At 62.1% G+C, this 26,382-nt stretch carries 26 protein-coding genes and 3 pseudogenes; 4 read left to right on the top strand and 25 right to left on the bottom strand.

Features of this window, described 5'->3' with window-relative positions:
* Positions 1–37 precede the first annotated feature (37 nt).
* From ACHMXK_RS09025 to ACHMXK_RS08980, 10 genes are all read right to left on the bottom strand, one after another.
* The gene (locus tag ACHMXK_RS09025; RefSeq protein ID WP_397439582.1) at positions 38–994 is read right to left on the bottom strand and encodes a Gfo/Idh/MocA family oxidoreductase; all 957 of its coding nucleotides are present in this window, start codon (positions 992–994) and stop codon (positions 38–40) included.
* Positions 995–1,849, bottom strand: coding sequence for a class III extradiol dioxygenase subunit beta (locus ACHMXK_RS09020; RefSeq protein ID WP_397439580.1), 855 nt, complete (start codon positions 1,847–1,849; stop codon positions 995–997). It lies immediately after the preceding gene.
* Between the two features lies 1 nt (position 1,850).
* A complete protein-coding gene (gene ligA / locus ACHMXK_RS09015) occupies positions 1,851–2,312 on the bottom strand; it encodes a protocatechuate 4,5-dioxygenase subunit alpha (protein WP_397439578.1) in 462 nt (153 codons plus the stop codon).
* Between the two features lie 3 nt (positions 2,313–2,315).
* Positions 2,316–3,224 (bottom strand): amidohydrolase family protein, encoded by a 909-nt coding sequence (locus ACHMXK_RS09010; protein WP_397439576.1) that lies wholly within the window; start codon positions 3,222–3,224, stop codon positions 2,316–2,318.
* 14 nt (positions 3,225–3,238) lie between these two features.
* The gene (locus tag ACHMXK_RS09005; RefSeq protein WP_397439574.1) at positions 3,239–4,240 is read right to left on the bottom strand and encodes a Bug family tripartite tricarboxylate transporter substrate binding protein; all 1,002 of its coding nucleotides are present in this window, start codon (positions 4,238–4,240) and stop codon (positions 3,239–3,241) included.
* Positions 4,241–4,313: 73 nt separating this feature from the next.
* Positions 4,314–5,294 carry a Bug family tripartite tricarboxylate transporter substrate binding protein gene (locus tag ACHMXK_RS09000; RefSeq protein ID WP_397439573.1) on the bottom strand — a complete coding sequence of 327 codons (981 nt, stop codon included), beginning with the start codon at positions 5,292–5,294 and terminating at the stop codon, positions 4,314–4,316.
* A gap of 58 nt (positions 5,295–5,352) precedes the next feature.
* Entirely contained in the window at positions 5,353–6,153 is an 801-nt protein-coding gene (locus ACHMXK_RS08995; RefSeq protein ID WP_397439571.1) for a transporter substrate-binding domain-containing protein, read from the bottom strand.
* An 11-nt stretch (positions 6,154–6,164) separates the two neighbouring features.
* Positions 6,165–6,848 (bottom strand): 4-carboxy-4-hydroxy-2-oxoadipate aldolase/oxaloacetate decarboxylase, encoded by a 684-nt coding sequence (gene ligK / locus ACHMXK_RS08990; RefSeq protein ID WP_397439570.1) that lies wholly within the window; start codon positions 6,846–6,848, stop codon positions 6,165–6,167.
* Between the two features lie 2 nt (positions 6,849–6,850).
* Complete coding sequence (locus ACHMXK_RS08985; protein ID WP_397442483.1) at positions 6,851–7,879, bottom strand: amidohydrolase family protein; 1,029 nt, start codon at positions 7,877–7,879, stop codon at positions 6,851–6,853.
* 64 nt (positions 7,880–7,943) lie between these two features.
* Positions 7,944–8,603 carry a substrate-binding domain-containing protein gene (locus ACHMXK_RS08980; protein ID WP_397439568.1) on the bottom strand — a complete coding sequence of 220 codons (660 nt, stop codon included), beginning with the start codon at positions 8,601–8,603 and terminating at the stop codon, positions 7,944–7,946.
* Positions 8,604–8,783: 180 nt separating this feature from the next.
* On the opposite strand from ACHMXK_RS08980, the gene ACHMXK_RS08975 reads away from it, so the two are divergent.
* Both ACHMXK_RS08975 and ACHMXK_RS08970 read left to right on the top strand, forming a co-directional pair.
* Entirely contained in the window at positions 8,784–9,716 is a 933-nt protein-coding gene (locus ACHMXK_RS08975; RefSeq protein WP_397439566.1) for a LysR substrate-binding domain-containing protein, read from the top strand.
* A gap of 207 nt (positions 9,717–9,923) precedes the next feature.
* Positions 9,924–10,835, top strand: coding sequence for a Bug family tripartite tricarboxylate transporter substrate binding protein (locus tag ACHMXK_RS08970; RefSeq protein WP_397439564.1), 912 nt, complete (start codon positions 9,924–9,926; stop codon positions 10,833–10,835).
* A gap of 37 nt (positions 10,836–10,872) precedes the next feature.
* On the opposite strand, the pseudogene ACHMXK_RS08965 reads toward ACHMXK_RS08970, so the two are convergent.
* The 7 genes and pseudogenes from ACHMXK_RS08965 to ACHMXK_RS08935 form a co-directional block, all read right to left on the bottom strand.
* A pseudogene (locus tag ACHMXK_RS08965) lies at positions 10,873–11,216 on the bottom strand (DUF1932 domain-containing protein); the annotation flags it as partial.
* A 16-nt stretch (positions 11,217–11,232) separates the two neighbouring features.
* Complete coding sequence (locus tag ACHMXK_RS08960) at positions 11,233–12,198, bottom strand: Bug family tripartite tricarboxylate transporter substrate binding protein (protein ID WP_397439562.1); 966 nt, start codon at positions 12,196–12,198, stop codon at positions 11,233–11,235.
* A 159-nt stretch (positions 12,199–12,357) separates the two neighbouring features.
* A complete protein-coding gene (locus ACHMXK_RS08955; protein WP_397439560.1) occupies positions 12,358–13,062 on the bottom strand; it encodes an ABC transporter ATP-binding protein in 705 nt (234 codons plus the stop codon).
* Positions 13,055–13,819, bottom strand: a complete 765-nt coding sequence (locus ACHMXK_RS08950; protein ID WP_397439559.1) for an ABC transporter ATP-binding protein — start codon at positions 13,817–13,819, stop codon at positions 13,055–13,057. The genes ACHMXK_RS08955 and ACHMXK_RS08950 overlap by 8 nt, the downstream gene beginning before the upstream one ends.
* Positions 13,816–14,781 (bottom strand): branched-chain amino acid ABC transporter permease, encoded by a 966-nt coding sequence (locus ACHMXK_RS08945; RefSeq protein WP_397439557.1) that lies wholly within the window; start codon positions 14,779–14,781, stop codon positions 13,816–13,818. Before ACHMXK_RS08945 ends, ACHMXK_RS08950 begins: the two co-directional genes overlap by 4 nt.
* Before the next feature lies 1 nt (position 14,782).
* Positions 14,783–15,655 carry a branched-chain amino acid ABC transporter permease gene (locus tag ACHMXK_RS08940; RefSeq protein WP_397439555.1) on the bottom strand — a complete coding sequence of 291 codons (873 nt, stop codon included), beginning with the start codon at positions 15,653–15,655 and terminating at the stop codon, positions 14,783–14,785.
* Between the two features lie 138 nt (positions 15,656–15,793).
* The gene (locus ACHMXK_RS08935; protein ID WP_397439553.1) at positions 15,794–16,969 is read right to left on the bottom strand and encodes an ABC transporter substrate-binding protein; all 1,176 of its coding nucleotides are present in this window, start codon (positions 16,967–16,969) and stop codon (positions 15,794–15,796) included.
* A 328-nt stretch (positions 16,970–17,297) separates the two neighbouring features.
* Here ACHMXK_RS08935 and ACHMXK_RS08930 point away from each other — a divergent pair, with 328 nt between their 5' ends.
* Positions 17,298–18,434 (top strand): ABC transporter substrate-binding protein, encoded by a 1,137-nt coding sequence (locus tag ACHMXK_RS08930; protein WP_397439551.1) that lies wholly within the window; start codon positions 17,298–17,300, stop codon positions 18,432–18,434.
* Positions 18,435–18,700: 266 nt separating this feature from the next.
* Here ACHMXK_RS08930 and ACHMXK_RS08925 read toward each other — a convergent pair whose 3' ends face one another.
* From ACHMXK_RS08925 to ACHMXK_RS08915, 3 genes are all read right to left on the bottom strand, one after another.
* Positions 18,701–19,729 (bottom strand): PDR/VanB family oxidoreductase, encoded by a 1,029-nt coding sequence (locus ACHMXK_RS08925; protein ID WP_397439549.1) that lies wholly within the window; start codon positions 19,727–19,729, stop codon positions 18,701–18,703.
* Positions 19,730–19,918: 189 nt separating this feature from the next.
* Entirely contained in the window at positions 19,919–20,719 is an 801-nt protein-coding gene (locus ACHMXK_RS08920; RefSeq protein WP_397439547.1) for a GntR family transcriptional regulator, read from the bottom strand.
* Positions 20,720–20,745: 26 nt separating this feature from the next.
* The gene (locus ACHMXK_RS08915) at positions 20,746–21,840 is read right to left on the bottom strand and encodes a Rieske 2Fe-2S domain-containing protein (RefSeq protein ID WP_397439545.1); all 1,095 of its coding nucleotides are present in this window, start codon (positions 21,838–21,840) and stop codon (positions 20,746–20,748) included.
* Between the two features lie 143 nt (positions 21,841–21,983).
* On the opposite strand from ACHMXK_RS08915, the gene ACHMXK_RS08910 reads away from it, so the two are divergent.
* Positions 21,984–23,102, top strand: a complete 1,119-nt coding sequence (locus tag ACHMXK_RS08910; protein WP_397439542.1) for a 5-methyltetrahydropteroyltriglutamate--homocysteine S-methyltransferase — start codon at positions 21,984–21,986, stop codon at positions 23,100–23,102.
* A 123-nt stretch (positions 23,103–23,225) separates the two neighbouring features.
* On the opposite strand, the gene ACHMXK_RS08905 is transcribed toward ACHMXK_RS08910, so the two are convergent.
* From ACHMXK_RS08905 to ACHMXK_RS08885, 5 genes and pseudogenes are all read right to left on the bottom strand, one after another.
* Positions 23,226–23,597: a nucleotide pyrophosphohydrolase gene (locus tag ACHMXK_RS08905; protein ID WP_397439540.1), complete on the bottom strand. Its 372-nt coding sequence runs from the start codon at positions 23,595–23,597 to the stop codon at positions 23,226–23,228.
* Between the two features lie 154 nt (positions 23,598–23,751).
* Positions 23,752–23,895, bottom strand: a complete 144-nt coding sequence (locus tag ACHMXK_RS08900; RefSeq protein WP_397439539.1) for a hypothetical protein — start codon at positions 23,893–23,895, stop codon at positions 23,752–23,754.
* 58 nt (positions 23,896–23,953) lie between these two features.
* The gene (locus ACHMXK_RS08895; protein ID WP_397439537.1) at positions 23,954–25,177 is read right to left on the bottom strand and encodes a restriction endonuclease; all 1,224 of its coding nucleotides are present in this window, start codon (positions 25,175–25,177) and stop codon (positions 23,954–23,956) included.
* A 35-nt stretch (positions 25,178–25,212) separates the two neighbouring features.
* A pseudogene (locus ACHMXK_RS08890) lies at positions 25,213–25,467 on the bottom strand (restriction endonuclease subunit R); the annotation flags it as partial.
* A gap of 203 nt (positions 25,468–25,670) precedes the next feature.
* A pseudogene (locus ACHMXK_RS08885) lies at positions 25,671–26,273 on the bottom strand (glutathione S-transferase family protein); the annotation flags it as partial.
* Positions 26,274–26,382 lie beyond the last annotated feature (109 nt).

Below are 26,382 nucleotides of genomic sequence, written 5' to 3'. Positions count from 1 at the left end.
GGGACAAGGCCCCTATTGTGACCAGCCGGGTGACGGCTCAGCCCTTGAGCTGCTGCTCCAGATCGTGCAGCACCTGGTAACACGGCAACACTTTGGTGACGCTGGAATTGGGCTCACGGCCTTCCCGGATCGCGGCGAAAAACTCGCGGTCCTGCAGTTCGATGCCGTTCATGGACACGTCCACTTTGGACACATCGATTTTTTCTTCCTTGCCCGTGAACAGGTCGTCGTAACGCGCCAGGTAAGTGGCGCTGTCGCCGATGTAACGAAAGAAGGTGCCCAGCGGGCCATCATTGTTGAAGGACAGGCTCAAGGTGCAAATCGCGCCGTTGGCGGCCTTGAGCTGGATGCTCATGTCCATGGCAATGCCCAGGGTCGGGTGAATCGGACCCTGGATGGCATTGGCCTTGACGATGGGGCTGCCGCATTGGTAGGCGAACAGGTCCACAGTGTGGGCCGCGTGGTGCCACAGCAGGTGGTCGGTCCAGGAGCGGGCCTGGCCCAGCGCATTCATGTTGGTACGGCGGAAGAAATAGGTCTGCACATCCAGTTGCTGGATGTTGAAACGGCCGGCGGCAATTTCCTTGTGCACGTACTGGTGGCTGGGGTTGAAGCGGCGGGTGTGGCCACACATGGCCACCAGGCCGGTCTGCTTTTGCAGAGCGACCACTTCTTCGGCGCCCTTGAGTGTGTCGGCCAGGGGGATCTCGACCTGCACATGTTTGCCGGCTTTCATGCAGGCGATGCTTTGCTCGGCGTGCATCTGGGTCGGCGTGCAGAGAATCACGGCATCCACCTCGGGCAGCGCCAGGCTGTCAGCGAGATTGGTGGTGACGTGGCCGATGCCGTATCTGGCAGCCACTTCTTTTGTCTTCTCCAGGTCGCGGCTGATCAGCGAGATGACTTCGACGCCGTCTATGTTCTTGATGCCGTCCAGGTGTTTGATGCCAAAGGCACCCGCGCCCGCCAGGGCGACTTTGATGGTCTTGCTCATTTAATTGTTCTCCAGGATTAGGTGGCCGACGGCCGTGTTCGAGGCCGGCACATGGTAGAAACGTTGGGCCACTGTGGGCGCGGGGCCGCCGGCCACGTCGCTCATGGCGCCGCGTGCAATCAGCCACATCACCAGCTCGATGCCTTCGGAGCCGGCTTCGCGCACGTAGTCGATGTGGGGCACACTGGCCAGGCCGTCGGGGTCGGCGATCAATCGGTCGAGGAAGTTATTGTCCCACTCCTTGTTGATCAGGCCCGCGCGCGGTCCCTGCAACTGGTGGCTCATGCCCCCCGTGCCCCAGATCTGCACGTTGAGTGGCCGGTCGAAAGACTCCACCGCCTTGCAGATGGCCTTGCCCAGCTCGAAGCAGCGCCGGCCCGAAGGCACGGGGTACTGCACCACGTTGACCGCGAAGGGAATCACAGGACAGGGCCAGGCCTCAGGCTGACCACACATCAGTGACAGCGGCACGGTCAGTCCGTGGTCCACGTCCATCTTGTTGACGATGGTCAGGTCGAAGTCCTGCTGGATCACCGACTGCGCGATGTGTGCGGCCAGCTCGGGATGGCCCATGACCTTGGGCACGGGGCGCGGTCCCCAACCTTCGTCGGCAGGTGTGTACTCGGCTGCGGTGCCGATAGCAAAGGTCGGGATCATGTCCAGGCTGAAGGCCGTGGCGTGGTCATTGAAAACCAGGAAGATCACATCCGGCTTGTTGTCCTTCAACCACTGCTTGCCAAACTCATAACCCTGGAACACGGGCTGCCAATAAGGCTCCTGCGTTTTGCCCAGGTCGAGGGCGGCGCCTATGGCTGGCACATGGGAGGTGTAGACGCTGGCGGTAATTTTTGCCATGTTATTTGTTCACTTTCTGTCCGGCCTGGCCGGACTGGCCTGCAGAGCCTTGCGGCTGGCGGTTCGCCTGGGCATCACCGTCTTCACCCACCACGCGGTTGCCCTGGACCGAACGCCCCCCGGCCACCATCATGTTGCGGTATTCCTCTTCGGTCATGCCGGTCATGCTGCCGGCCATCTGCTGAAAACTCTTGCCGTCGGTGGCACCTATCTTGGCCAGGAAGTAAATGTTGCCGCCCAGCGCGATGCAGCGGTTCAGGTCACGCGCCAGCACCGCCTGTTTCTGCTCCTCGGTCATGGCCCACTCGTCGAGGTAGGCGCGTTCATTGGCCTTGAAACGCACGCGGTTCTCGGCCTTCATGAGGGACATGCAGAACTGGTTCAGGTGGTAACCCAGACGTGACTGTTCCGCGTCGAAAATGGTGGTGCCGGGCACATTCAGATAAGGTTTTTCAAGCGACATGTTTCAGGCTCCCCAGTACAGGCGGGTCGGGTTGTCGACCAGCAGCTTGTGCTGCAGCGCAGGGGTCACTGCGATCTGCGGAATGTAGTCCACCAGCAGGCCATCGTCAGGCATATGGTCTTTCAGGTTGGGATGCGGCCAGTCGGTGCCCCACAACACGCGATCGGGGAAGGTTTCCACCAGATGTTTGGCGAAAGGCACGACGTCCTGGTAGGCCCGCTGCTCCCCGTTCAGGGCCTTGGGGCCGGTCAGGCTCAGGCGTTCGGGGCAGCTCACCTTACTCCAGATGTTGTCGTGCTCGCGCATCATCTTCAGGAACAGGCCGAACTCCGGCCCGTCCACCGGTTTGCTCACATCGGGGCGGCCCATGTGGTCCACCACCACCGTGGTCGGCAAGGCGGTGAAAAAATCGTAGAGCTCGGGCAGATCCTGCGCCTCGAAATAGATCACCACGTGCCAGCCCAACGGCGCGATGCGGTTGGCGATCTCCAGCAGCACCTCACGTGGCGTGAAGTCGGCCAGGCGTTTGACGAAGTTGAAACGTGTGCCGCGCACACCGGCGGCGTGCATCTCCTGCAATTCGACATCGGTGACATTGCGATTCACGGTGGCCACGCCACGGGCCTTGTTGTTGGAATGCTTGAGCGCATCGACCAGCGCGCGGTTGTCGCTGCCGTGGCAGGTCGCCTGCACGATCACGTTCTTATCGAAGCCCAGGTGGTCGCGCAGTGCAAACAGCTGATCTTTCGACGCATCACAGGGCGTGTACTTGCGTTCGGGCGCATAGGGAAACTGCGCGCCCGGGCCGAACACATGGCAGTGGGCATCCACGGCCCCTGCGGGCAGTTGGAAACGGGGTTTACTGGGGCCGGTATACCAGTCCAGCCAACCGGGGGTTTTGGTGAATTCCATGCGGTGCTTTCTGCTTAGTCGAGAGAAACGTTGGCTTTTTTGATCACATCGCCAAAACGCTGGCTCTCGTTCTTGACGAACTGGTTGAACTGCGCACGTGTGGTCGGAAAGGCGTCATAACCAAAACTCTTGAATTTCTCCGCCACATCGGGCTCCGCCAGGGCTTTCTCGATGTCGCGCTTGATCTTCTCGGTCGTGGCAGCAGGCAGGCCGGGCGGCACGGCGACGGCATTCCAGCCTGTCACCTCGAAGCCCTTGGGACCGCCCGACTCACTCACGGTGGGCACATCGGGGTAAGCGCTGGTGCGGGTGGGTGAAGCCGAGGCCAGCAGGCGCAGCTTGCCGGCGCGGTACAAGGGCCCGGCGGTGGCCGCGCTACCCAGCGCAAAAGCCAGCTCGCCGGTCGCCACCGAGGTGTAGAGCTGGGTGGTTTCCTTGTAGATGATGTGCTCCATCTGGGTACCGGTGGAGGACTCAAACAGTTCCGAGCCCAGGTGCACCGGGTTACCGATAGACCAGGAGCCGTAGTTCAGTTTGCCGGGATTGGCCTTGGCGTCGGCGATCAGGTCGCCCACGGTTTTGTACTTGCTGTTGGTCGGCACGGTGAAGAAGAAATAGGTCTTGAACAAGGGCAGCAGCGTGTCGAAGTCCTTGGCCGCGTCATAAGGCAGCTTTTTGAACAGGCTGGGATAGGCCGCGAGGTGGACGTTGTCGAGGATCAGCATGTCGGTGCCGTCCTTGGCACCACGCTTGAACGCATCGATGGCGATAAAGCCGTTGCCGCCCGGGCGGTTCTCCACAATCACCGGCTGGCCCCAGGTGCGCGACAACTTGTCAGCCACCAGGCGCGCCACGCCATCGGGTCCGCCGCCTACAGGAAAGGGACTGATGATACGCACCGGTTTGGTGGGAAATTCTTGCGCTACGCTGGTGCCGGGCAACAAAGCCAGGGCAGCGGACAGGCCGAGAATGGTACCGGCAGTGCGGCGGGACAAAGAAGTCAGGGAAATTGTCATGGGGTCCAGGGATCTACAAAAAAAACGTATCGCTATCGTGATGGCCGGCTCTTTCCGTCCGGCCAGGGCTTGCTCAATCAGGCTTGATGTTGGCTTCGCGCACCAGCTTTTCATAACGCTGGCGTTCGCTGCGAATCAGCTTGGCCACCATCTCCATGCTGCCGGGCAGCACCTCACCACCCACGGCCGTCATGCGCTGCTGAACCTCAGGCGTCTTCAGCGCTTTCTGGACCTCGGCATGCAGTTGGGTGACGATGGCTTTGGGCGTGGCGGCAGGTGCCATCAGCGCGTACCAGACCGAGGCCTCGAAGCCCGGAAAGCCGGACTCGGCAATGGTCGGCACGTCGGGGAAGATGGCCGAGCGGTTCGGGCTCAGCACGGCCAGCACCTTGAGCTTGCCGCTCTTGACGTGCGGGCTCACCTCGAGGGCATTCATTGCCAGCAGCGGCACCTGGCCGCCGATCACGTCGGTGATGGCCTGCGCACCGCCGCGGTAAGGAATGTGTTGCAGCGACACACCGGCGGCACGCGCAAACAGCTCCACCGCCATGTGCGGCGTGGCGCCGTTGCCGGGGCTGGCAAAGGCGATCGTGTTGGGCTTGGCCTTGGCCGCCTCGATCAGCTTGCCGATATTGGCATACGGTGCGTTGGCGTTGGCTGCAATCACGACGGGTACGCGACCCACCAGCGAGATCGCCACCAGGTCGCGCTCGGCGTCAAACGGTGCGGGCTGGTACAGCGACATGTTGGCTGCCAGCGCATTGGCCGCCAGCATCAGCGTGTAGCCGTCGGCCGGCGCATCGATGACCTGCTTGACTGCGATGTTGGTGCCGGCGCCCGGCTTGTTGTCGACGATGAAGGGCTGACCCAGGCTGCCGCCCAGGCTTTGACCCAGCGTGCGGGCCACGATGTCCACTGCGCCACCAGCGGAGTAGCCAACGACGATTTTCACGGGTTTGGAAGGATAGGCCTGCGCAGCAACCTGCAGCGGCAAAACGGCGGCCGTCGCAGCCAGCAGGCCAAACAGGCCCGAGCGAAAAAGTGAAGTGTTCATGGGGATGTCCTGTCAAATGAAAATCAGCGGCTCGGTGAAGCCCATGTGTGTCTCTTGATCAATCCGGCTTGCGCGTGCCGCGCAGGCCGGCCTTGGCGATGAACGACTGGAGCTGTCCACCCGATTGCATGTCCTGCGCAAACTGGCGCACATAGGGCATGGCCGCTTCGCGGCCCTTGGGGATGGCAATCGCCATGTTCTCCACGCCCCAGCTGCCCGGCAGGATCTTGAAGCCCGGCAGGCTGTCGAGCATTTCGCTCAGGATGCCCTTGTTGGTGGCAAAAGCCTCCACCTCACCGCGGCGCAGCATGTCCTGCGCCTGCTTGAGCGAATTGGCGGGAACGAGCGTCACCTTGTTCTTGTACAGGCGCGCGAGCGCCGCCTGCGAACTGCTGCCCTGACTCACGCCCAGGCGGCGGCCGTCCTTGTCCATCTCGGCCACCGAGGCGATAGTCGACTGCAGGGGCAGCAGGTAACCCAGTTCCACCTGCAGCAGGACGGGCGTGAAGTTCATGTCACGCGCACGTACCTCGCTGGCATTGGTGAAGGTCACATCGACCGCACCGGTCTTGACCGCATCGACCACAAGTGCGAGGCGCTCGTATTCGACGATCTGCACCGGCACGCCCATGCGCTGCGCCAATGCCTGACCGAGCTGGTAGGTGACGCCGGCCTTCTCGCCCGTCTGGGGGTGGGTGACCGTGGACGAGGGGCTGCCGGGATAGACGCCGACACGCAAGGCGCCCGAAGGCGCAAGCGCCTGGCGAACGGAAGGATCGGCGGCGGGCGGTGTCGCCGCGCAACCGGCCAGGAGGAGTGCACCGGCCGACGCCAGTACAAGGAGTTGCCTGCGAAGCATGTTGATGGCGATCAATCGATGTATTTGAGGCCGGCCTTGGCCAGCGGCTCGCGCATGTTGTACATGTCCAGGCCCAGCACGCCAGCGGCCAGCTTGTCGCGTTTGGCGCCTTCGTTGGCCTCACGCGCCTGCGCCGCTTCCAGGGTCTTGGCGACCAGAAGCCGGGGCACCACCACCACGCCATCGTCGTCGGCCACAATCGCGTCGCCGGGATGAACGGACATGCCGGCGCAAACCACGGGGATGTTGACCGAACCTATGGTGGCCTTGATCGTGCCCTTGGAACTGATGGCCTTGCTCCAGACCGGGAAGTTCATCTCCTTGAGCGTCTTCACATCGCGGCAACCCGCATCGATGATCAGGCCGCGCGCGCCGCGCGCCTGGAAGCTGGTGGCCAGCAGGTCGCCGAAATAGCCGTCGGTGCAATCAGCCGTGATGGCCGCGACCACAAAGTCGCCGGGCTGAATCTGCTCGGCCGCCACATGCATCATCCAGTTGTCGCCGGGGTGCAGCAGCACCGTGACGGCCGTGCCGCTGACCTGCACGCCCGGGTAAATGGGTCGCATGTAGGGCTTCATCAGGCCGACACGGCCCATGGCCTCGTGCACGGTGGCCGAGCCCAGCGACGCCAGCGCGTCGGTGGCCGCGCGGTCCGCGCGGGTGATGTTGCGATAAACCACGCCAAGTTCAAACATGATCACAGTCCTTTCGATGTCAGCAGCGCATCCAGGCGCGGGAACACGCGGCGCGTGTTGGCTTCATAAATCTGGTGCTTGTCTTCGGCGCTCAGGATGGTCGAGGCCTCGATGTAGCGTTTGGTGTCGTCGTAATAGTGGCCGCTTTCCGGGTCGATGCCGCGCACGGCGCCAATCATCTCGGAGGCGAACAACACGTTTTTCACCGGGATCACGGTGTTGAGCAGGTTGATGCCCGGCTGGTGGTAGACACAGGTGTCGAAAAAGACGTTGTTCATCAGGTGCTCGGACAACAACGGTTTTTTCATCTCCTGGGCCAGGCCACGGAAACGGCCCCAGTGGTAAGGCACGGCGCCACCGCCATGGGGGATCAGGAAGCGCAGGGTCGGGAAGTCCTTGAACAGGTCGCCCTGGATCAGCTGCATGAAGGCCGTGGTGTCGGCGTTCAGGTAATGCGCACCCGTGGTGTGGAAGCAGGCGTTGCAGCTTGTGCTGACGTGGATCATGGCGGGCACGTCGTACTCCACCATTTTTTCGTAGATGGGGTACCAGTGGCGGTCAGTCAGCGGCGGCGAGGTCCAGTGGCCACCCGACGGGTCCGGGTTCAGGTTGATGCCGACGTTGCCGTATTCCTTGATGCATTTTTCCATCTCGGGAATACAGGTCCTGGGGTCCACGCCCGGCGACTGCGGCAGCATGGCGACCGGCACGAAGCTGTCGGGAAACAGCTGGCTGACGCGGTAACACAGCTCGTTGCAGATGGCGGCCCAGGTCGACGACACGTTGAAGTCGCCGATGTGGTGCGCCATGAAACTGGCGCGCGGCGAGAACAGCGTCAGGTCGCTGCCGCGCTCCTTCATCAGGCGCAGCTGGTTGCTTTCGATCGACTCGCGCAGTTCGTCGTCGCTGATTTTCAGGTCCGCCACCTTGGGCATGACGGACGGGTCCTGGATGCCGGCGATTTGCTGGTTGCGCCAGTTTTCCAGCGCCTTGGGCGCCGTGGTGTAGTGGCCGTGGCAGTCGATGATCATGGGTTTCTTCATAGGGGGTCTCCTGATGGTCGAAAAGTAGGTGGGAGCCGGCGAAGCGCGCGTATCAGGCCGGGTCCATGCCCTGGCGGCGCTTGGCCTCGGCGGCCTCGGGTGTGTTCATGTCGGCGAGCATGGCGCGCACCGCCTCGGCCTGTGTGCTGCCGCTGCAGACCCCGGCGGAAAAGGTGGTGATGATCTGGATGGCCGGCGGCAAGGGGCCTAACACGCGGATGCCGTCCAGGTGCATCAACTCGCTCAGTTGCTGGAAACCCAACTCGACCTCGCCACGCGCCACCAGGGTGCCCACGGGCACGCCCGGCGGGGCCTGCACGATGCGGCCCTGAATGTCGCCGGCAATACCCCAGCGCTCGAACAGGCGGGCCAGTGCCACACCGCTGGGCCCGGTCGAATAACTGATGCTGCGCGCCGCCAGCACGGCCGCACGCACGGCGTCTTCGGACGAGATGTCGGGCTGGGGCGCGTCCGCGCGCACGGCCACGGCCACGCCCGAACGAACCAGGTCCACCTTGCTGCCGGCCAGCACATGGCCGGAAACGATCAGCTTGTCGATGGCGTCGGACGCCAGGATGACCACGTCAAACGCCTCGCCGGCCTGCACACGTTTGGCCGCATCGACGCCGCCCACCGACTCGATCGCCACGCGACAGCCGGAGCGTTGCTCAAACGCTGCCACCAGCTCGCTCAACACGAGACGGGTCGCCATGGAAGAAATGCCTTTGATCACTGTCGTCATGCGAGGCTGGAAGTGGAGATGAACATGCCAGCGATTGTGGCCTTGGCGCTGCCCTTCGCCAAGGCAGCGCGGTTTCTAGCTGATATAACATATCGGCATTGATCGACACCAGTTATTCCCAATAGGCCAGTTCAACGCCCCTCCCCTGCCATGGATCTGAAACAACTTGAGTACTTTGTGCGCGTGGCCGAACTGGGCAGTTTTACCCGTGCCGCCATCGCCCTGGACGTGGCACAACCCGCCCTCAGTCGCCAGATCCGACTGCTGGAAGTGGAACTGCGGCAAAGCCTGCTGACGCGCAACGGGCGCGGCGCCATCCCCACGGAAGCGGGCAAGCTGCTGCTCAAACACGGGCGCGGCATCCTGCACCAGGTGGACGTCGCACGTGAAGAACTGGGTGCCGCGCGCGGCGCGCTGGCCGGCCGGGTCTCCATCGGCCTGCCGCCCAGCCTGTCCAAACTCATCACCGTCCCGCTCACCCGAACCTTCAGGCAGCAGTTGCCACAAGCACAACTCACCCTGACCGAGGGCTTTTCCGTGCTGATGCATGAGGGCTTGCGCGTGGGCAACCTGGACCTGGCCGTGCTCTACAACTCCGAACGTTCGCCCGAGCTGGAAATCACCACGCTGCACTCGGAAGAGCTGGTGCTGATTTCGCGCAAAAGTGATGACCTGCCCGCCAGCGTCCTCCCCGCGACCCACGGCAAACACCAGCCCATCAGCCTGGCCGAGGTCGCCGAGCTGCCGCTGATCCTGCCCAGCCGTCCCAATGCTTTTCGCATCCTGGTGGAAGGTGAAATGATCGCCATCGGCCGCAAACCCCAGATCACCCTGGAGGTCGATGGCCTGAATGCGATTTTGAGCCTGGTCAAGGAAGGCCTGGGCCACGCCGTGTTGCCCAGCTACACCCTGAGCAACTTCGACGACTCCGAACCCTTCACCCTGCGCAGCATTCACAACCCGCCCATCATGAGCCAGTTGATGCTGGTACGTTCCTCACGCCGGCCCAGCACGGAAACGCAAAAAAAGGCCATCGAGGTGGTGAAGTCTGTCCTGTTGGAGGCCATGAAACCTTATGCCTGAGCCGGTCGGTATGAGCTGCGGCACCAACCCGCTGAAGCAGCAGGCGCTCGGCAAGACGGAGGTTAAAGTACGGCCACGGCAACCCGGCAAAAGCCTCACCCTCCCGCTGCCGTTCTGACCCCTACCTGCAAGCAGCCACCCGACCCCCCATGATGTTCAAAACGCCACCTGCTGCTCAGCACCCTGCTCTTCGCCGCCTCCCCTCTGTTGCTGGCGCAAGCCTGGCCGACCAAGCCGATCCGGCTGGTGGTGCCCTTCACGCCGGGCGGCAGCTCAGACATCCTGGCGCGTGCCGTCGGGCAAAAACTCACCGAGGCCTGGGGCCAGGCGGTGGTGATCGACAACGTGCCGGGCGCCGGTGGTTCGCTAGGCGCCGACCGCGTGGCCAAGGCCGCACCGGACGGCTACACGCTGCTGATGGCCCACATCGGTACGCTGGCGGTGAACCCGCTGATTTATCCCAAGCTGCCCTACGACCCGGTCAAAAGTTTCAGCCCGGTGGCCTGGGTCGCCAGCGTGCCCAATGTGCTGGTGGTCCATCCCTCGGTGCCGGCGACATCGCTGAAAGAACTGGTGGCCCTGGCCAAATCCAGACCCGGCCAGCTCAACTACGGCTCAGGCGGCAACGGCAGCGCCGCGCACCTGGCCACCGAATACCTCAAGCTGCAAAGCCAGACCTTCATGGTGCATGTGCCCTACCGCGGCACGGCGCCGGCCGTCAACGACCTGATGGCCGGACAGATCCAGCTCTTGTTCACGGGCGCGCCGGCGGTGGTGGGCCAGGTCAAGAACGGCCAGCTGCGGGCTCTCGCCGTGTCGTCGCCCCAGCGTCTGGCCGCCCTACCCGACGTGCCCACGGTCGCCGAAAGTGGCTACAAGGGTTTTGAGGCCGACCAGTGGTATGGCATCGTGGCGCCGGCAGGCACACCCCGCGAGATCGTGCTCAAGCTCAATACCCAGATCAACCAGGCCCTGGCCTCCAGCGAGCTGAAGGCACGGCTGCAAAACGAGGGCGCGATTGCCATGCCCAGGCCACCGGAAGTGTTCGGCGAACTGATCAGCAGTGAACTCGCGCGCTGGCGCCCGGTGGTTCAGGCCGGCCGCATCAAACCGGACTGAAATTGGGCTCCCGCCCAGATGGGTCGGTCGTGAGCAGCTACTTTTTTAATAGCGACGGCTGCAGCAGTCGATCGGCATAATCCTGCCATCTGGCATCCTTGCCGAGCGTGTCGAACACCCCGGCGCGGGCCTACTCAGCCACCCAGCAATGGCCCCGGCCATGAAGGGCTCAAAGCCGGCTTCACGCACGGTGTTGGCCGCTTCGCGCATGCCCTCGGCGCGGCGCTGGCCGTGCTGCACGACGCGGCTGAAAAAATAAGCGCCCTGTTGGTCCCCGTCTATGCCGGGAAAAGTCTCGGCCAGCGTGGGCAACACGTGGTCGTCCACGCCATAGGCCCGGGCGGTGCTGTAGCTCTCGATCACCAGGGCTTCGAGGCCCTTGCCCCGGTGTCTCTGTTTATTGGGTCGGGATCCTGGCGCGGACGATCACCTCGCCCCAGCGTTTGGTTTCGCTGGCCAGCAAGTCGGCAGCCTGCTCGGGGGAGCTGGAACGGGCTTCGACGTTCAGGTTCTGCAGCTTGGCCTTGACGTCCGGCGAATTGACGGCGGCGGCAATGTCCTTGTTCAGGCGGGCAATCACGCTTTTAGGCGTTTTTGCCGGCGCGGCCAGCGCGTTCCAGCTCGATGCGACAAAGGTGGGCAAACCGCTTTCCCTGGCCGTCGGCACCTCGGGCAACACGGCGGCGCGTTTGTCACCCGTGACCGCCAGCGCACGCAAGGCATTGGCCTTGATTTGCGGCAGGATGGGGCCCAGGATTTCCACGGCGGCATCAATCTGCCCGCCGCGCAAGGCGGTGATCACCGCCGGTGTGCCGTTGAAGGGCACGATCTGCACGTCCACGCCCGCGCTGGTCTTGAACAGCTCGGCCGCCAGGTTCTGGGTGCTGCCGATGTTGATGCTGCCGACGTTGAGCTTGCCCGGGTTGGCCCTGGCAAACGCCAGCAGTTCACCCAGCGTTTTGAACTTGCTGTCCTGCGGCGTGATGATCGCGATGTCAAAAAAGCCCAGGGTGGACACCGGCGCAAAATCGCGCAGCGTATCAAAAGGCAGCGACTTGAACAGGCCCGCGCTGACCGCCGTGCCGTTGGACATCAGCAGCAGCGTGTGGCCGTCAGGCTCGGCCTTGGCCACGGCGTCACCGGCGACCACACCGCCCGCGCCGGGTTTGTTCTCGATGATCACGGGCTGGCCCAGGGTCTCGCCCAGTTTTTGCGCCACCGTGCGCGCGGTCAGGTCGGCCACGCCGCCGGCACCAAAAGGCACAACAATCCTGACGGGTTTGCTGGGAAAGGTTTGTGCGGCGGCCAGCGAGGCCAGCATCAGGGAAGCCAGCAAAGCGCCAGCCAAACGTTGAAAGGACATGGTGTCGCTCAGGTAATGTGAAGAGAAGCCCGCTATTTTGGACCATCCCGCGCCACAGCAACGAAACCCTGTCGCTCCGGCAAAAAATTAAAAGAAAAATAGCCGCAGCCCCCGTCAAAACTGCGCAAGAAGCTATTGATTCAATAGCAAAAAAAACAGCTAGCGCGCAACCCCCAGCAGGTGCTCCAGCAACTGCGGCTGCTCACGCAACTGCTGCGCCGTGCCGGCATGCACCACGCTGCCGCGGTCCAGCACCACCGCGCTGTCGGAGATCGCCAGCACCGCCTGCGGGTGCTGCTCAACGATGATGGCCGACAGGCCTTCTTCACGCGTGATGCGGCGAATCGCGCGCAGCAACTCTTCCACAATGATGGGCGCCAGGCCTTCCAGCGGTTCGTCCAGCAGCAACAGACGCGGGTTCAGCACCAGCGCGCGGCCCACGGCCAGCATCTGCTGCTCGCCGCCCGACAGTTGCGTGCCCAGGTTGGTCTTGCGCTCGGCCAGGCGTGGAAACATCTCGTAGACGCGCTCTGGCGTCCAGCGGCCGGGGCGGGCCACCGCCGTCAGGTTTTCATGCACCGTCAGCGATTTGAAGATGTTGCGCTCTTGCGGCACCCAGCCTATGCCGGCCGCCGCCCGCTCATGCGAGGGCCGCTTGTGCAAAGCCAGACCGCCCAGGCTGATGCTGCCGCCGTGCTGGCGCGTGGCGCCGGCCAGGGTGTTGATCAGGGTGGTTTTACCTGTGCCGTTGCGACCCAGCAGCGCCAGGGTTTTGCCTTCGTCCAGCGTCAGCGAAATGTTGTTGAGCACCACGGCTTCGCCGTAACCGGCGCTGAGGTTGTCGACTTTCAGCAACTCACTCATGTTGGGCCTCCTCGCCATGGCCCAGGTACACCGCCTTGACTTGCGGGTCGTTGGCGATCTGGTCCGGGTCACCTTCGGTGAGCACCGTGCCGTTGACCAGCACCGTCATGCGTGTGGCGAAACTGAAGACCAGGTCCATGTCATGTTCAATCAGCAACACCGACACATCGGCCGGCAAGGCCGCGACGGTCTGCAGCAATTCTTCGCGCTGGCCGGCCGGCACGCCGGCCACCGGTTCGTCCAGCAGCAACACACGCGGCTCGCAAGCCAGCGCAATCGCAATTTCCAGCAGGCGACGTTTGCCGTAGGCGAGTTCGCGGGTCGGCTGGTTCATCACCTCGGTCAGGTGAAACTGCTCCAGCAGTTGTTCGCAACGCTCGGTCACAACCCGATTCCGGCCCAGGGCTTGCCACCAGCGCAAACCCAGGCCGCGCTGCTGCGACAAGGTCAGCGCCAGCGTCTGCAGCGGCGTCAGGGAATCAAAAAGCTGGTTGATCTGGAAGGTACGCACCAGGCCGCGCTGCACACGCTGGTGCGGCGCCAGTTGTGTGATGTCTTCGCCCAGCAGGCTGATCTGCCCCTCGGTCGGCTGCAACACCCCGGTCAAGAGATTGATCAAAGTGGTTTTGCCAGCACCGTTGGGGCCGATCAAGGCGTGGCGTGCGCCTTGTTGCAGCTTTAGCGTGACATTGTTGGTGGCCGTGATGCCGCCAAAACGCATCACCAGGCCACGCGCCTCCAGCACGGGGGCGGTCATGCGCCACCCCGCTTCTTGAACCAGGTCCAGGGCCGCAGCAGGCGTTCACGGCCCACGAGCACCAGCACCACCAGGAACAAACCTATCCAGAAGGTCCAGTATTGCGGCGTGATGTTGGACAAGGTGTCCTGCATCAGCTTGAACACCACCGCACCCACAATGCCGCCGTACAACCAGCCGACACCACCGACCACCAGCATCAGCATCACATCCGCCGAGCGGTGAAACTCGAACAGGTCCAGCGACGCAAAACCCGTGGTCTGGGTCAGCAAGGCGCCGGCGGCGCCGGCCACACCGGCCGCCACGGTATAGGACAAGGCGAGCCGTGACGACACCGGAATGCCAATCGCCATGGCGCGCAGCCGGTTGTCGCGAATCGCGGTCAGCGTGGCGCCAAACGGGGAATGCACGATGCGGCGCATCAGCAGAAAGAAAACCAGCAGCACAGTCAAGGAGTAATAAGCCGCCGTGCGGCCGGTCAGGTCAAACTCGAAACGTCCCAGCACCGGCCCCATGACCACACCTTGCAAACCATCGGCGCCGCCTGTGAGCCAGTCCAGCTTGTTGGCCAGTTCCATCAGGATCAGGCCCGCACCCAGGGTCACCATGAGGCGTGTCAGGTCACTGCCGCGCATGATGGTCAGCGAGAACAACGCACCCGTGAGCGTGGCCACGGCAATGCCAAAGGCCAGACCGACCAAGGGATCGGGCATGACCAGCTTGGCGAACAAGGCCGCGGCATAACCGCCCAGCCCGAAGAAGGCGGCATGGCCCAGCGAAACGATGCCGGTGTAACCCAGGATCAGGTCCAGCGATATCGCAAACAGCGCAACGATGGCGATTTCGCTGATCAGCATGGCATGGCTGGGCAAGGCCACGGGCGCGGCAAAGGCCAGCAACCAGAGCAGCGGCTCCCAGGCTTTCCAGCGGTTTTTGTTGAGCAGGGATTGTTGGGCAGTCATCTCACTTGCCTCCCTTGCGCACAAACAGGCCTTGCGGGCGCCAGATCAAAATCAGGATCATCAGGCTGTAAACAATAAAAGCGCCCAGCTTGGGGATGTAGTATTTGCCCGCCACGTCGGCAATGCCCAGCAGCAGCGCCGCCAGCAAGGGCCCGGTGATGGACGAGGTGCCGCCCACGGCCACCACGATCAAAAAGTAAATCATGAATTTCAGGGGAAAGGTCGGATCCAGGCCCAGCACCTCGGCACCCAGCGCGCCGCCCAGACCGGCCAGGCCCGAGCCAAAAGCAAAGGTTGAGAGAAACACCAGGTTGACGTTGATGCCCAGGCCCGCGGCCACGCGCTGGTCATCGACCGAGGCACGCAAGCGGCTGCCGAAACGGGTACGCGCCAGCACATATTGCAGCGCCACCGTCAACGCCGCACACACGGCAATGATGAAGAGCCGGTAATGCCCCATGCCCAAGATCCAGTCGCCGCTGCCGATTTCGGTACGGCCCTTGAGCCAGGTTGGGAGCTGGATGATCTGCTGGGTCGAGCCTATGAAATAGTCCACGCTGGCCACCGCCATGAAAACCAGGCCAATGGAAAATAACACCTGGTCCAGGTGCGGCTTGTTGTACAGCGGTCGGTACAAGGTGCGCTCCAGCACAGCACCCAGCAGCGCCGAGCCGATGAAGGCGATCGGCAGGCACCACAAAAAAGGCACATCCAGGCGCTGCATCAGCAGCACCGTGATGTAGCCCCCCACCATGGCAAAAGCGCCGTGCGCCAGGTTGATGAAATTCATCAAGCCCATGGTCACGGCCAGGCCCACCGCAAGAATGAACAGCAGCATGCCGTAGGCAATACCGTCAAAAAGAATGGTCAACATGTTTTGGCCAGATAGTCAGAAGCTGCTTGCAGAGGCCATTCCAGGAACGCCGCGGAACCGGCTTTGCCGGGCCGCAGGCGTCACCCCCTGCAAGGGGGAAACAGGCTACACGCTGTGAGCCTGGATGGGGGTGTTCAATTACTTGACCTTGCCGGGGTCCTTGACGTCCTTGATCACGTCAAATTCCACGTTGTACAGCTGGCCATCTTTTTTCTCGACCTTGCGCAGGTACACGTCCTGCACAATGTCGCGCGTCTGCGCATCAATGAAAATTTTGCCGCGCGGGCTCTCGAAGATCTGGCCCTTCATGGCCTCCAGCAAGGCATCGCCGCCGCCCTGCCCCTTGCTGGTTCTGAGCGCTTCGTAAATCACCCGCATGCCGTCGTAACCACCCACGGCCATGAAGTTCGGACGCAAGCCCTTGTTCGCCTTCTCGAAGGCTTCAACAAACTTCTTGTTCATGGCCGAGGGATGGGCCGCCGAATAATGGTGGGAGGTGACCACACCCAGCGCGCCGTCACCCATGTCGTTCAACTGGTCGTCGTCGGTCACGTCGCCGGTGGCGATCAGCTTGATGCCGGCCTTGTCCAGGCCACGCTCCAGAAACTGCTTCATCACCGCCGCACCTGCGCCGGACGGCACAAACACAAACAGCGCATCGGGCTTGCCGTCACGCACTTTTTGCAGGAAAGGCGCGAAGTCGGGGTTGCGCATGGGCACACGCAGCGCTTCCGTCACCTGGCCGCCGTTAAAGGTCAGGCGTTCCTTGAAGTATTTTTCAGCGTCCAGGCCGGGACCGTAATCGGACACCAGCGTGATGACTTTCTTGATGCCGTTTTTGGGCGCCCAATCAGCCAGCGCGACCGACACCTGCGGCAGCGTGAAGCTGCTGCGCACGATATAAGGCGAAGCCTGGGTGATGCTGGACGTGGCCGCGGCCATCACCACCATGGGGGTCTTGGACTGCGTCGCAATCGGGGCCGTGGCCATGGCCGACGGTGTGATGCCAAAGCCGGCCAGCACGTTGACCTTGTCATTCACCACCAGTTCCTGCGCCAGCCGGCGTGTGACGTCAGGCAGGCTGGTGTCGTCCTTGACGATCAGCTGGATTTTTTTGCCGGCAACGGTGTCGCCGTTTTGCGCCATGTACAGACGGGCGGCCGCTTCGATCTGGCGGCCGGTGGTGGCTTGCTGCCCGGTCATGGGCAGGATCAGGCCGATCTTGAAGGTGTTGTTGGCCTGCGCCACAGCGCTGCCAGCGGCCAGCGTGGCGACGGCAAAGGCGACCGCGCCCAGAAATACTCGTTTTTGCATGATGTCTCCAGAGAGTTCAAGAAAGGTTGAAAACGTCCGCCATGACTATCGCCCCCCCGGCAAAGATGCGCAAGAGAGATTTCAGCCTTCCAGTTATAGCAAATCCAGATACCAGCAGCAGGGCTTGTTGTGGCAAACCCGTAATCCCTGAGGACGCTGCGGCAAGCCGTGCGCATCCGGCATTGGCCGCCCGCGCGATCGAAAGACGCTGCAGCGGCCTGCGGTTCAAGCGCCGTCACCGTTGCGCACCACCGACGCCTCACTGCCTATACTTGCCCGCTATCGTTATACGACGCAACCATTTCGCGAAGAACCAAGGAGCTTTCTCATGACCCGTCGCCTTCTGCAGACCTGTCTCGCTGCAGCTTTCTTCACGGCCGCCACGGCGGCCCTCCCCGCGTACAGCGCAGACATCGTTCTAGGCCAGGTCGGCCCCTTCACCGTGATCCCCGTGCCCGATGCGCCCGAGATCAACCAGGGCATCAAGGCCTACATGAACAGCGCCAACAAACAAAGCCTGCGCGGCCGCAGCTTCAGTCTTTTCGAGCTGGATGACAGGTACTCGTCGGACGGTTTTGCCGAACAGTTCGCCAAGGCGATGGAGAAAAAACCCATCGCCCTGCTCTCGCCGATTGGCTCGGACGCGCTCAAACGTTTGCTGGACGACAAGCTGCTGGACAAAGCCGACGTGGTGGTGATGAACGCGATTCCGGGTGCCGAAAGTTTCCGCTCGCCCGGTCATCCCAGGTTGTTCCACATCCGCGCCGGTGACAAGCAGCAGATCGAAAAAATGGTGAATCACTCGCGCACCATAGGCATGACCCGTTTGTCGGTGTTGTACCAGGACCTGTCCATAGGCATCTCGGGCATGGCGGTGGCGCAGGAGGCCGCAGGCCGCGTCGCCGGTTTGGACGTCAAGGGTGTGAAGTCCGGTCTGGATGCGGCGGCACTGGCCGCCGCCGCCAAACAGGTCGCCACCCTGGGCGGCCAGGGCGTGCTGGTGCTGGGCGCGCCGCGTTTCATGGCCGACGGTGTGGCGGCGCTGCGCAAGGCGGGGGTGTCGCAATCGCTGTTTGTCTTGTCTTATGTGCCGGCAGGCTTGATTGTCAAACTCGCCGGCGTGGAAGGCGCGCGGGGCGTGGGCATCGCGCAAACCTATCCCAACCCGAACGGCCGCACCCTGCCGGTGCACCGCGACTTCCAGGCCGCGATGAAAGCCTCGTACCCGGAACTGACGCAATACACGTCCTTTCACCTGGAAGGTTACCTGTCGGCACGCACCGTGGCCGAGGCCTTGAAACGCAACACCGAAAAAGAACCGACCGCCGCTGGCCTGGCCAAAACCCTGCGCACCATGGGCGAGCTGGACTTTGGCGGCTTCCGCGTGGATTTTTCCAAGAGCAATGTCGGCAGCAACTTCGTCGACATCGGCGTCATTGGCAGCGACGGCAAGCTGCGGTATTAAGAGCCTGTTCACGATCTCCATGGGGTCGCGTTGGGACGCAATCGGGATGAGTTGGTCGCCAACACCTCGCCGCACGGGCTGGTGCCCATGCAAAAGGTTTGGTGGGCAAATCGCCCGATTTCGTTCCAACCCGGAGGGCAGGCGCCTTTTCGGGCGCTCTGCGGCGTTGCGGCGCTTGCCAATAGCCAGCTATTGGCGGCGAACCGCGCCTTGCTGCCCATCCCGAAAAGTCACCTGCGCGGCCCCATCGAGATCGTGAACAGGCTCTAGGCCGGCTCCAGGGCCTGGCGGGCGGCAGGCCGGGGCAAATCGTCGGGCCGCCAGGCGGAATCCAGCGTGATGGCGCCCACCACCCGCGAGACGCAAGCGCAGATGCGCCGGTTCTCCTGCTTTTCGTGCGCGCTGAGAAACACGTCGCGGTGATCGGCCTCGCCGTCCAGCGCCAGCACATCCATCACACACAAGCCACATTCACCGCGCCGGCAATCGGACAGAGTTTCGACGCCGGCATTCTCCAGCGCGTCCAGCAAGGTGGTGTCGGCCGGCACCATGATGTCGACCTGGTGGCGCGGCACCCGCACGCGAAAACTCTGCGCGGCAAACCGTCCGCTGCTGCCAAAGGTTTCAAAACGCAGGTCGGCCGGCACACGCCCGGCATCGGCCCAGGCTTTCTTGATCGCTTCCAGCATGGACACCGGGCCGCAGGTGTACAACTGCCCGCCGGCGGGCAAGGCCGCAATTTCGGCGGCCAGGTCCATGCTTTCGCCGCGCTCGGCCACAAAGGTCTGCAAGGACTCGCCCAGGGTCTCGCGCAGCAGCGGCAAAAACGCCAGTTCATCCTGCGTGCGTACGCCGTACAACATACGCAGCGTGGCACCGGCTCGGCGCGCGTGGGCCTGCAACTGCTGGGCCATCATCACCAGCGGTGTGATGCCTATACCGCCGGCCGCCAGCAGGTAATGCGGCGCAGAAAAATCCAGCGGGAAGTGGTTTTGCGGCTCGCTGATTTGCAAGCGGTCACCGACGGCCAGTTGCCACATCGCGCGTGAACCGCCCCGGCCATCGGCCATGTGTTTGACGGCGATGTGATAAGCCTGCCCATCGGGCACACCCACCAGCGAATAAGAACGTGTCTGCACCTGGCCATTGACCAGCACTTGCACCTGCAAATGTGCGCCCGCATCCCAGGGCAAGGCCGCGCCTTGCACCGGACGTATCTCGAATTCGCGCACGGTGGGCGTGACATCGCGCAGCGCGACGATGGTGGCCTCGTAAAGGGTCTGACTGCTTTTCATGATTCATCAATGGTTGGCATCTGTCTCTTCAAGCCGGGGCCGCAGGCGCAGCGCCCCCTCGGGGCTGGCGCCTGCGGCTCCGAACCTGCCTGCGCAGGTTTGGACAGGCGCCAGAAGCGAAGCCTCCGGCGAGCGGCGGCCTGCAAGGTGCAGCGAAGCACACGAAGTGGCGAGCGTGGGGGGTCATATTTAGCCGCGCCTACGAATCAGCTTCATGGCTTTCATGGAGGCCGGCATCTGTGCGCCGCCCTGGCCCGACAGCGCATGGCGCAGGTTGCGCTGGGCCAGACGCGAGTGTTCGCGCATCAGCGCTTCGGCACGTGTGCCCTCGCCGCGTTCAATCGCGTCCAGCACCTGCCAATGCTGGTCTTGCGCCACGACCAGCATGTCACGCGCCTGCGGCGAGTTCGACTGCACCACCACAAAGGCAGACGGTGATGCAAACGGCAGACCGGCCACGCGCGCCAGTTGTTTGACCGTGACCGGGCTGTCGGCCATCTCATACAGCAGGGTGTGAAAACGCTGGTTCAAATCCACGTAGGCGGAAAACGCTTCGTCGCTCAGCGCGGTGTCGGCCAGCACGGCATCCACCTGGCGTAAACAGTCCTTGGCTTCGGCCAGCACCACGGCCGGTGCACCGCGCTCGGCCGCCAGCCGCACCAGCAGGCCTTCCAGCGTGCCGCGCAACTCGATCGCGTCGGCGATGTCGCGTTCTGAAAACGTCTTGACTGCATAACCGCCGTTGGGCAGCGCTTCGAGCAGGCCTTCCTGCTCCAGCCGCATCAGGGCCGCGCGTATGGGTGTGCGCGACACGCCGAGACGCTCCACGATCGCCAGCTCGGCAATGCGTGTGCCGCCGGCCAGCTCGCCGGAAAGAATCAGCTCGCGCAGCCGCAGCAAGGCCCGCACCTGCGCACTTTCAGTGCCAACTTGGCCCTCAGCCCTTTCCAGGTCAGCGTCGATAGCTCTGTTTTTGATAGCGTTCACCATGGAAGTCCTTGCTCTGCGTTGCGGGTTCAGGCGGCCAGCCGAATCGGGATCACCGGAGTGGGTGATGTTTCCTGCGCCACCATCTTGTCGATCAGTCGGCGTGCCCACATGGAACCGGCGTCGATGTTGAGGTTGTAAAACTGGTGGTCAGGGTGTTCGTCCATCGCGATCTGCTGCGCCTCCAGCACATGTTCGTCTTCGCGGAAGATGGTGGCCACCCCTTCGCGCAGGCGATGGGTGAGGCTTTGCTCCCCCAGGCAGTAGTTGCGGGCAAAGGCCCAGAAGTAGTGGCAGGTGCCGTCGGTCTCGGGTGTGATGGTGTTGAGCACAAAACCGTTCACACCCTTGCTGCGGTCACCGGGATGATCGCCCCGGGGTTGTGCGCCGCTGCCGGCTTCCGCCACGCCCACGTCAATGGTCACCGTGCATGGCGCTTCAAAACGGATCACCTGCCAGCGGTCCACAGCCCCGCTGTAGCCGCGTGCATGCTGGATCTGTCCGGCCCAGAACGGCGGGGCCTCGATGTTGTCCATCCAGCGTGTCACGGTGGCCGTGCGCTCGCCATGCGTCGCCACAAACGGCGCTTCCGCCACCTCGCGGTTGCCAATGCTGGAGCCGTGTACAAAAGCTTCGTGGGTCAGGTCCATCAGGTTATCGACCACCAGGCGGTAGTCACACTTCACCGTGATGAGTTTGCCGTCGCCAGCCCAGGCCGGATCGTCGTTCCAGTGCATGTCGGGCACCAGCGCCGGGTCGGCCTTGGCCGGGTCACCGGGCCAGATCCAGACGAAGCGGTGTTTTTCCAGCACCGGGTAGGCACGCACGCAGGCGGAGGGGTTGAGTGTTTCCTGGCTCGGCATGTGGGTGCAACGGCCCTGCGCGTTGTAAACCAGGCCGTGGTAACCGCAGGTGAGTTCATCCCCATCGAGCCGGCCCATGGACAGCGGCAGCAGCCGGTGCCAGCAGGCGTCTTCCAGCGCCGCCACCGTGCCATCGGTCTTGCGGAACATCACGATTTTTTGTTTGCAAATGGTGCGCGGCAACAAGCTGCGCGCAACCTCCACGTCATACGCGGCGGCATACCAGGCATTGAGCGGAAACAGGGGTTTTTCGGCTTTCATGAATACACACTGTATACATTTATCCTAAAAAATCAAGAATTTTTGGCTTAAAACTGCCTTTTCAGGCTTGCAATGTATTCATAAATAGCATTTCAAGATGCCTTAATATTCCAGCTTCGATCCAGAATCTCAAAGGACTTTCCATGAGCACCCCCGCCCTGCATCTGCCGGCCCACTACGACCATGTCGGCAGTTTTCTGCGTCCCAAATACCTGCTTGAAGCGCGTGAACAACAAGCCAAAGGCGAGATCACGCCCGAGCAGCTGCGTCTGGTGGAAGACAAGGCCATCAGCGAAATCGTGAAGTTTCAGGAAGACGTGGGCCTGAAAAGCATCACCGACGGCGAGTTTCGCCGCACCTACTTTCACATCGATTTCCTGGAGCAAATTGGCGGCGTGAAAACCGATATCCCGGTCACCGTGATCCGGCCCGACGGCACCCAGGAGCTGGCCCCGCCGGTGATGCGTGTGGTCGACAAGGTGCGCCACGTCAAGGACATCCAGCTCGCCGACTTCCAGTACCTCAAGAGCCAGGTGTCTGCCGGCAACACGCCCAAGGTGACGATTCCCTCGCCGACCATGCTGCATTTCCGCGGCGGCCGCGCCGGCATCAGCAAGCAGCACTACCCCGAGCTCGATCCAGAGTTTTACCAGGACGTGGCCAATGCCTACGGCGACGAATTGCGCAGCCTGGCCGCCGCCGGCTGCACCTATGTGCAGATGGACGACACCAACCTGGCCTACCTGTGCGACGAAAAAATGCGCGAAGCCGCCCGCCAGCGCGGCGACGACCCGAATGAGCTGCCACACCGCTACGCCAAGTTCATCAACCTCGTGGTGGCGCAAAAACCCGCCGGCATGACCCTGGCCATGCACCTGTGCCGCGGCAACTTCAAGAGCACCCACGCCGCCGCCGGCAACTACGAACCCGTGGCCGAGGCCCTGCTCCAGGAAATGAACCTCGACGCCTACTTCATGGAGTACGACGACGCTCGTAGCGGCGACTTCAAACCCCTGCGTTACCTGCCCAAAGGCAAAACCGTGGTGTTAGGCCTGGTCACAACCAAGTTCGGCACCCTGGAAGACAAGGACGACCTGAAACGCCGCATCGAAGCGGCCGCCATGTACGCGCCGCTGGAGCAACTGGCGCTCTCACCGCAATGCGGCTTTAGCAGCACCGTGCACGGCAACGACATCGCCGTCGAAGCGCAACGCGCCAAGCTGCGGCTGGTGATCGAGACGGCGCAAGAGGTTTGGGGGTAAGCCTGAACAGCTAGCCTGAATGCTCAAAAGCCGCCTTTAAGGCGGCTTTTTTATGCCAAATTGGCCTCTAGCCCAATCCGTACGAGCGCTAGCAGCTATCAAATCATGAGCATATAGCCAGCATCACTCCCCCCGATTCGGGTCGCTGATCTCCGTGTATTTCTGGCTGGAGCCGCGTACACGGTCCACCGGATATTTCTCGGCATTCACGACCATCTTCAAACGCGCCGCCTCCAGCAAATCGATCTGCAACTTGTCGCAGAGCTGCAGCAGGTACAGCAGCACATCCGCAGCCTCCGCAGCCACCTCGGCTTTTTTTGGCGCAGCAAGGTTGCGGCTTTGCTCTTCCGTCAGCCACTGGAAGTGCTCCAGCAATTCCGAAGCCTCCACCGTCAGGGCCGAAGCCAGATTTTTAGGCGAGTGAAATGGCTCCCAGTCGCGTGCTTTGGCGAAATCGCGCAGGGATTGGGTCAGGGATGCAAGATCGTTGTTCATGGGAAATGGCGTTCACAAAATCGGATTAGACCTCACGATGGTGGGGCCGCGCCAACCTGCCCAGGCTACCCTTGAGTTGGTCGCGAAGGTCTGCGGCTTTGGCTTCGGCCTTGATTGCAGAGCAGCTTCCTCCTCCACCGTATTCACATAGAGATCACGAATGTGACGAATACTGCAGGTAGCCGTCCACCATGACCGACATTTGCTGGCCCTGGTCGTCAACGATTTTGAGGAAGAACATCCAGCAGAGCTGGGAAAGGCGTTGGGCGTCGCCGTCGACACCTGCGTCTTTGCGCATGATGTCTTGAATGGACTTAACGGTATTTCTTGCGGACATGAATTCTTAATTTATCGACTTATGCATTGTTAGTTTCGGCTTCCATGGGAAGGCCTAAGCCCGGCTCCGTTTCGGGACCACTCTGTTCAAAAATGCTTTCGTCAATCTTGAACAAAGGGACTGGGCTCCTCTTGACACCCACTTCGTGTTTGACAAACAGTTCCAACAGCTTGTCGCCATCAATCAGGGTGATGGGTGCAGCACCGGGAAAAATTGCTGCATCCTTACACCCTTGCGCAAATTTACCCAAGGTGATGATCGTGCCGCGTATAGCCTGGTGATACGGAAGCGCGCCCCTCAGTTGATCCAGCACTGGCCGAGTGATCGAGCCCTGGTGTCGCTTGACCTGCACCACCTCTTTGACCTGGGTGATGCCGAACTGGAAGTAGCCCACAACGTCCACGCCCTTGTCTCCGCTCTGCTTGGTGACGATCACGTCTTCATAGTCCATCGCTTCGAGCAGATCTCTGATCAGCATCTCAAAGTGGTACGGGTTCATCTTGCCTAGCCGTTCCCGAAATTCCACCACTTCGCTATCGTTGTGTTGCTTGATAGCGGCGAGCACTTGTTGATGCGCGCTAACGGCCTTGATACTCGCTCCATTTGCAGCGTAAGCAATACCCTTATCCGTGATGGTGTAGGTATTTCCCTCCCTGCTGATGAAGCCGCGCTCCACCAGATTGAGGATTCGACGGCGGAGCGTGTCTTTTATGGTGGAAGTGGTACCGAACTTGGAATGAGCCAGAAGAAATTCGCCCCACTCTTCCAGCAAATCACCGCGCTTCGCTGGGGAATGTGTGGCCAAAATCGCAAGTAGTTTTGGAAGCCCTTCTGCTTCGTCAAGCTTGCGCACCGTTGCCGGGTCATCGGCCATGAAGAGCTTGCCGGCCTCTGTTTCCTGAAACACGCCGGCGGCGTCTGCTTTCAGAAGACCGTATCTATTGATGAAGAGGTAGGCGCCATAAACGTGTCGCGGGTTGAGCAACTTTTTTGTCTGCTCCCAGATTCGCAGAGCCAACGTGCGGCTGCTGCCGGTCAGCCGCTCAGGGATCCATTCATCAGGCTTACTCCAGTCCACCGGGTTCTGCGGCGTACCGGTCTGGTCCCAGATAGCGTTCAGGAACAGCAAAAATTCGGCTTTTTTGACGACGCCCGAGAGAGCGCCCATCAGCATTCGGGTTTCCGAATAACTCTGGAACAGCGGGGTATGGACCACGTTGTCCTTTTTATCTGTCGTGTTCATGCGGATTTCTCGTAAAGGGCAAACTGCAGTTCATGCACGGCTTTCTCAAAGCCAGCCTTGAAGTTGTGCTTGGCCTCGATCAGTGCAATTGGAAAGTGCTGGTAATACAGCACATAGTCGGCCCGCTTGGCCTTGCTGCGCGTGACCAGCTTGCCACGCACGATGATGCGCCCCGCCGTGAAAGGCACTTGGCGGCGAATGACCGCCTCGTCCCACCCGGCCTGGTAAGGCGCAGGCGTGATGAACTTGGCACTGGTGTCGTCCTCATTGAGATTCTTCTTTGTTGCCATGGCTCCCCCTGTGGGCCATTCTAGGTGAGCGCCAGTCAGACGTTACCCCTCGATCAGGGGACACGTCACAAGTGCCTTGTGAACACCTCCGAAATCCGTTCTCACAAGAAGTTGGATACCAAAATGGCCTCCAGCCCTTTTATAGCGGACGCAAGCAGCTATGTAATTTATAGCAACACATCAGACTCACACAGTCATGACGATCACTTCAGCGGCACCGCAAACCCTCGCACCACCGCAGGCCGCGCCATCATGGCCCGATACCAACGCTGCACATGCGGAAAGTCGCCGAGGTCCACCTTGTGCCGCTCATGCCGCCAGGCCCAGCCGACGATGGCGAAGTCAGCGATGGACAACTCACCCGCAAAAAACTCGTGATCAGCCAGGCGTCTATCCATCACGCCGTAGAGGCGACGCGTTTCGGCCGTGAAACGCTCCAGCCCGTAGCGCCGGTCGGCCTCGTTCTCCAGTGCGATGAAGTGATGTACCTGGCCGGGCATGGGGCCGAAGCCGCCCATCTGGAACATCAACCATTCCATGACGGCCGTTCGCGCGCGCAGGTTCTGCGGCCAGAACTTGCCGGTTTTCTCGGCCAGGTAATACAGGATGGCGCCGGACTCGAACACGCTGATGGGCTGACCGTCCGGGCCGTTGGGATCCACAATCGCGGGGATTTTGTTGTTGGGGCTGATCTTCAGGAAGGCCGGGGCGGTTTGTTCGTCCTTGGTGATGTCGACCACCTGCACCGCGTAGGGCAGCCCCATTTCTTCCAGGGCGACACTGATCTTGCGGCCGTTGGGGGTGGAGCTGGATGGTCATGGGGTGTCTGTGTTGTGTGGATGGATGCCGTGAGGCGCGCTGCCCGAAACAGTCTGCCACAGGATGTGGATCGGGGACATGGATCCCGGATCGCGT

Origin of the sequence: Polaromonas sp. UC242_47, from assembly GCF_044452385.1 — a bacterium.
Classification (GTDB): Bacteria; Pseudomonadota; Gammaproteobacteria; order Burkholderiales; family Burkholderiaceae_C; genus Polaromonas.
The sequence above is the reverse complement of the archived record's forward strand: the minus strand, read 5'-3'. Positions and strand labels throughout refer to the sequence as shown.

Excerpts from the sequence above, each read along its gene's own strand:
- ACHMXK_RS08955 (WP_397439560.1), bottom strand. The coding sequence starts at position 13,062 with ATGAGTGAGTTGCTGAAAGTCGACAACCTCAGCGCCGGTTACGGCGAA.
- ACHMXK_RS09005 (WP_397439574.1), bottom strand. The coding sequence starts at position 4,240 with ATGACAATTTCCCTGACTTCTTTGTCCCGCCGCACTGCCGGTACCATT.
- ACHMXK_RS08940 (WP_397439555.1), bottom strand. The coding sequence starts at position 15,655 with ATGTTGACCATTCTTTTTGACGGTATTGCCTACGGCATGCTGCTGTTC.
- ACHMXK_RS08895 (WP_397439537.1), bottom strand. The coding sequence starts at position 25,177 with ATGAACACGACAGATAAAAAGGACAACGTGGTCCATACCCCGCTGTTC.
- ACHMXK_RS08980 (WP_397439568.1), bottom strand. The coding sequence starts at position 8,603 with ATGGCGACCCGTCTCGTGTTGAGCGAGCTGGTGGCAGCGTTTGAGCAA.
- ACHMXK_RS08960 (WP_397439562.1), bottom strand. The coding sequence starts at position 12,198 with ATGTCCTTTCAACGTTTGGCTGGCGCTTTGCTGGCTTCCCTGATGCTG.
- ACHMXK_RS08900 (WP_397439539.1), bottom strand. The coding sequence starts at position 23,895 with ATGCGCAAAGACGCAGGTGTCGACGGCGACGCCCAACGCCTTTCCCAG.
- ACHMXK_RS09000 (WP_397439573.1), bottom strand. The coding sequence starts at position 5,294 with ATGAACACTTCACTTTTTCGCTCGGGCCTGTTTGGCCTGCTGGCTGCG.
- ACHMXK_RS08935 (WP_397439553.1), bottom strand. The coding sequence starts at position 16,969 with ATGCAAAAACGAGTATTTCTGGGCGCGGTCGCCTTTGCCGTCGCCACG.
- ligA (WP_397439578.1), bottom strand. The coding sequence starts at position 2,312 with ATGTCGCTTGAAAAACCTTATCTGAATGTGCCCGGCACCACCATTTTC.
- ACHMXK_RS08920 (WP_397439547.1), bottom strand. The coding sequence starts at position 20,719 with ATGGTGAACGCTATCAAAAACAGAGCTATCGACGCTGACCTGGAAAGG.
- ACHMXK_RS08910 (WP_397439542.1), top strand. The coding sequence starts at position 21,984 with ATGAGCACCCCCGCCCTGCATCTGCCGGCCCACTACGACCATGTCGGC.
- ACHMXK_RS09025 (WP_397439582.1), bottom strand. The coding sequence starts at position 994 with ATGAGCAAGACCATCAAAGTCGCCCTGGCGGGCGCGGGTGCCTTTGGC.
- ACHMXK_RS08975 (WP_397439566.1), top strand. The coding sequence starts at position 8,784 with ATGGATCTGAAACAACTTGAGTACTTTGTGCGCGTGGCCGAACTGGGC.
- ACHMXK_RS08985 (WP_397442483.1), bottom strand. The coding sequence starts at position 7,879 with ATGATCATCGACTGCCACGGCCACTACACCACGGCGCCCAAGGCGCTG.
- ACHMXK_RS08915 (WP_397439545.1), bottom strand. The coding sequence starts at position 21,840 with ATGAAAGCCGAAAAACCCCTGTTTCCGCTCAATGCCTGGTATGCCGCC.
- ACHMXK_RS09020 (WP_397439580.1), bottom strand. The coding sequence starts at position 1,849 with ATGGCAAAAATTACCGCCAGCGTCTACACCTCCCATGTGCCAGCCATA.
- ACHMXK_RS08930 (WP_397439551.1), top strand. The coding sequence starts at position 17,298 with ATGACCCGTCGCCTTCTGCAGACCTGTCTCGCTGCAGCTTTCTTCACG.
- ACHMXK_RS09010 (WP_397439576.1), bottom strand. The coding sequence starts at position 3,224 with ATGGAATTCACCAAAACCCCCGGTTGGCTGGACTGGTATACCGGCCCC.
- ACHMXK_RS08950 (WP_397439559.1), bottom strand. The coding sequence starts at position 13,819 with ATGACCGCCCCCGTGCTGGAGGCGCGTGGCCTGGTGATGCGTTTTGGC.
- ACHMXK_RS08925 (WP_397439549.1), bottom strand. The coding sequence starts at position 19,729 with ATGAAAAGCAGTCAGACCCTTTACGAGGCCACCATCGTCGCGCTGCGC.
- ACHMXK_RS08905 (WP_397439540.1), bottom strand. The coding sequence starts at position 23,597 with ATGAACAACGATCTTGCATCCCTGACCCAATCCCTGCGCGATTTCGCC.
- ligK (WP_397439570.1), bottom strand. The coding sequence starts at position 6,848 with ATGTTTGAACTTGGCGTGGTTTATCGCAACATCACCCGCGCGGACCGC.
- ACHMXK_RS08995 (WP_397439571.1), bottom strand. The coding sequence starts at position 6,153 with ATGCTTCGCAGGCAACTCCTTGTACTGGCGTCGGCCGGTGCACTCCTC.
- ACHMXK_RS08945 (WP_397439557.1), bottom strand. The coding sequence starts at position 14,781 with ATGACTGCCCAACAATCCCTGCTCAACAAAAACCGCTGGAAAGCCTGG.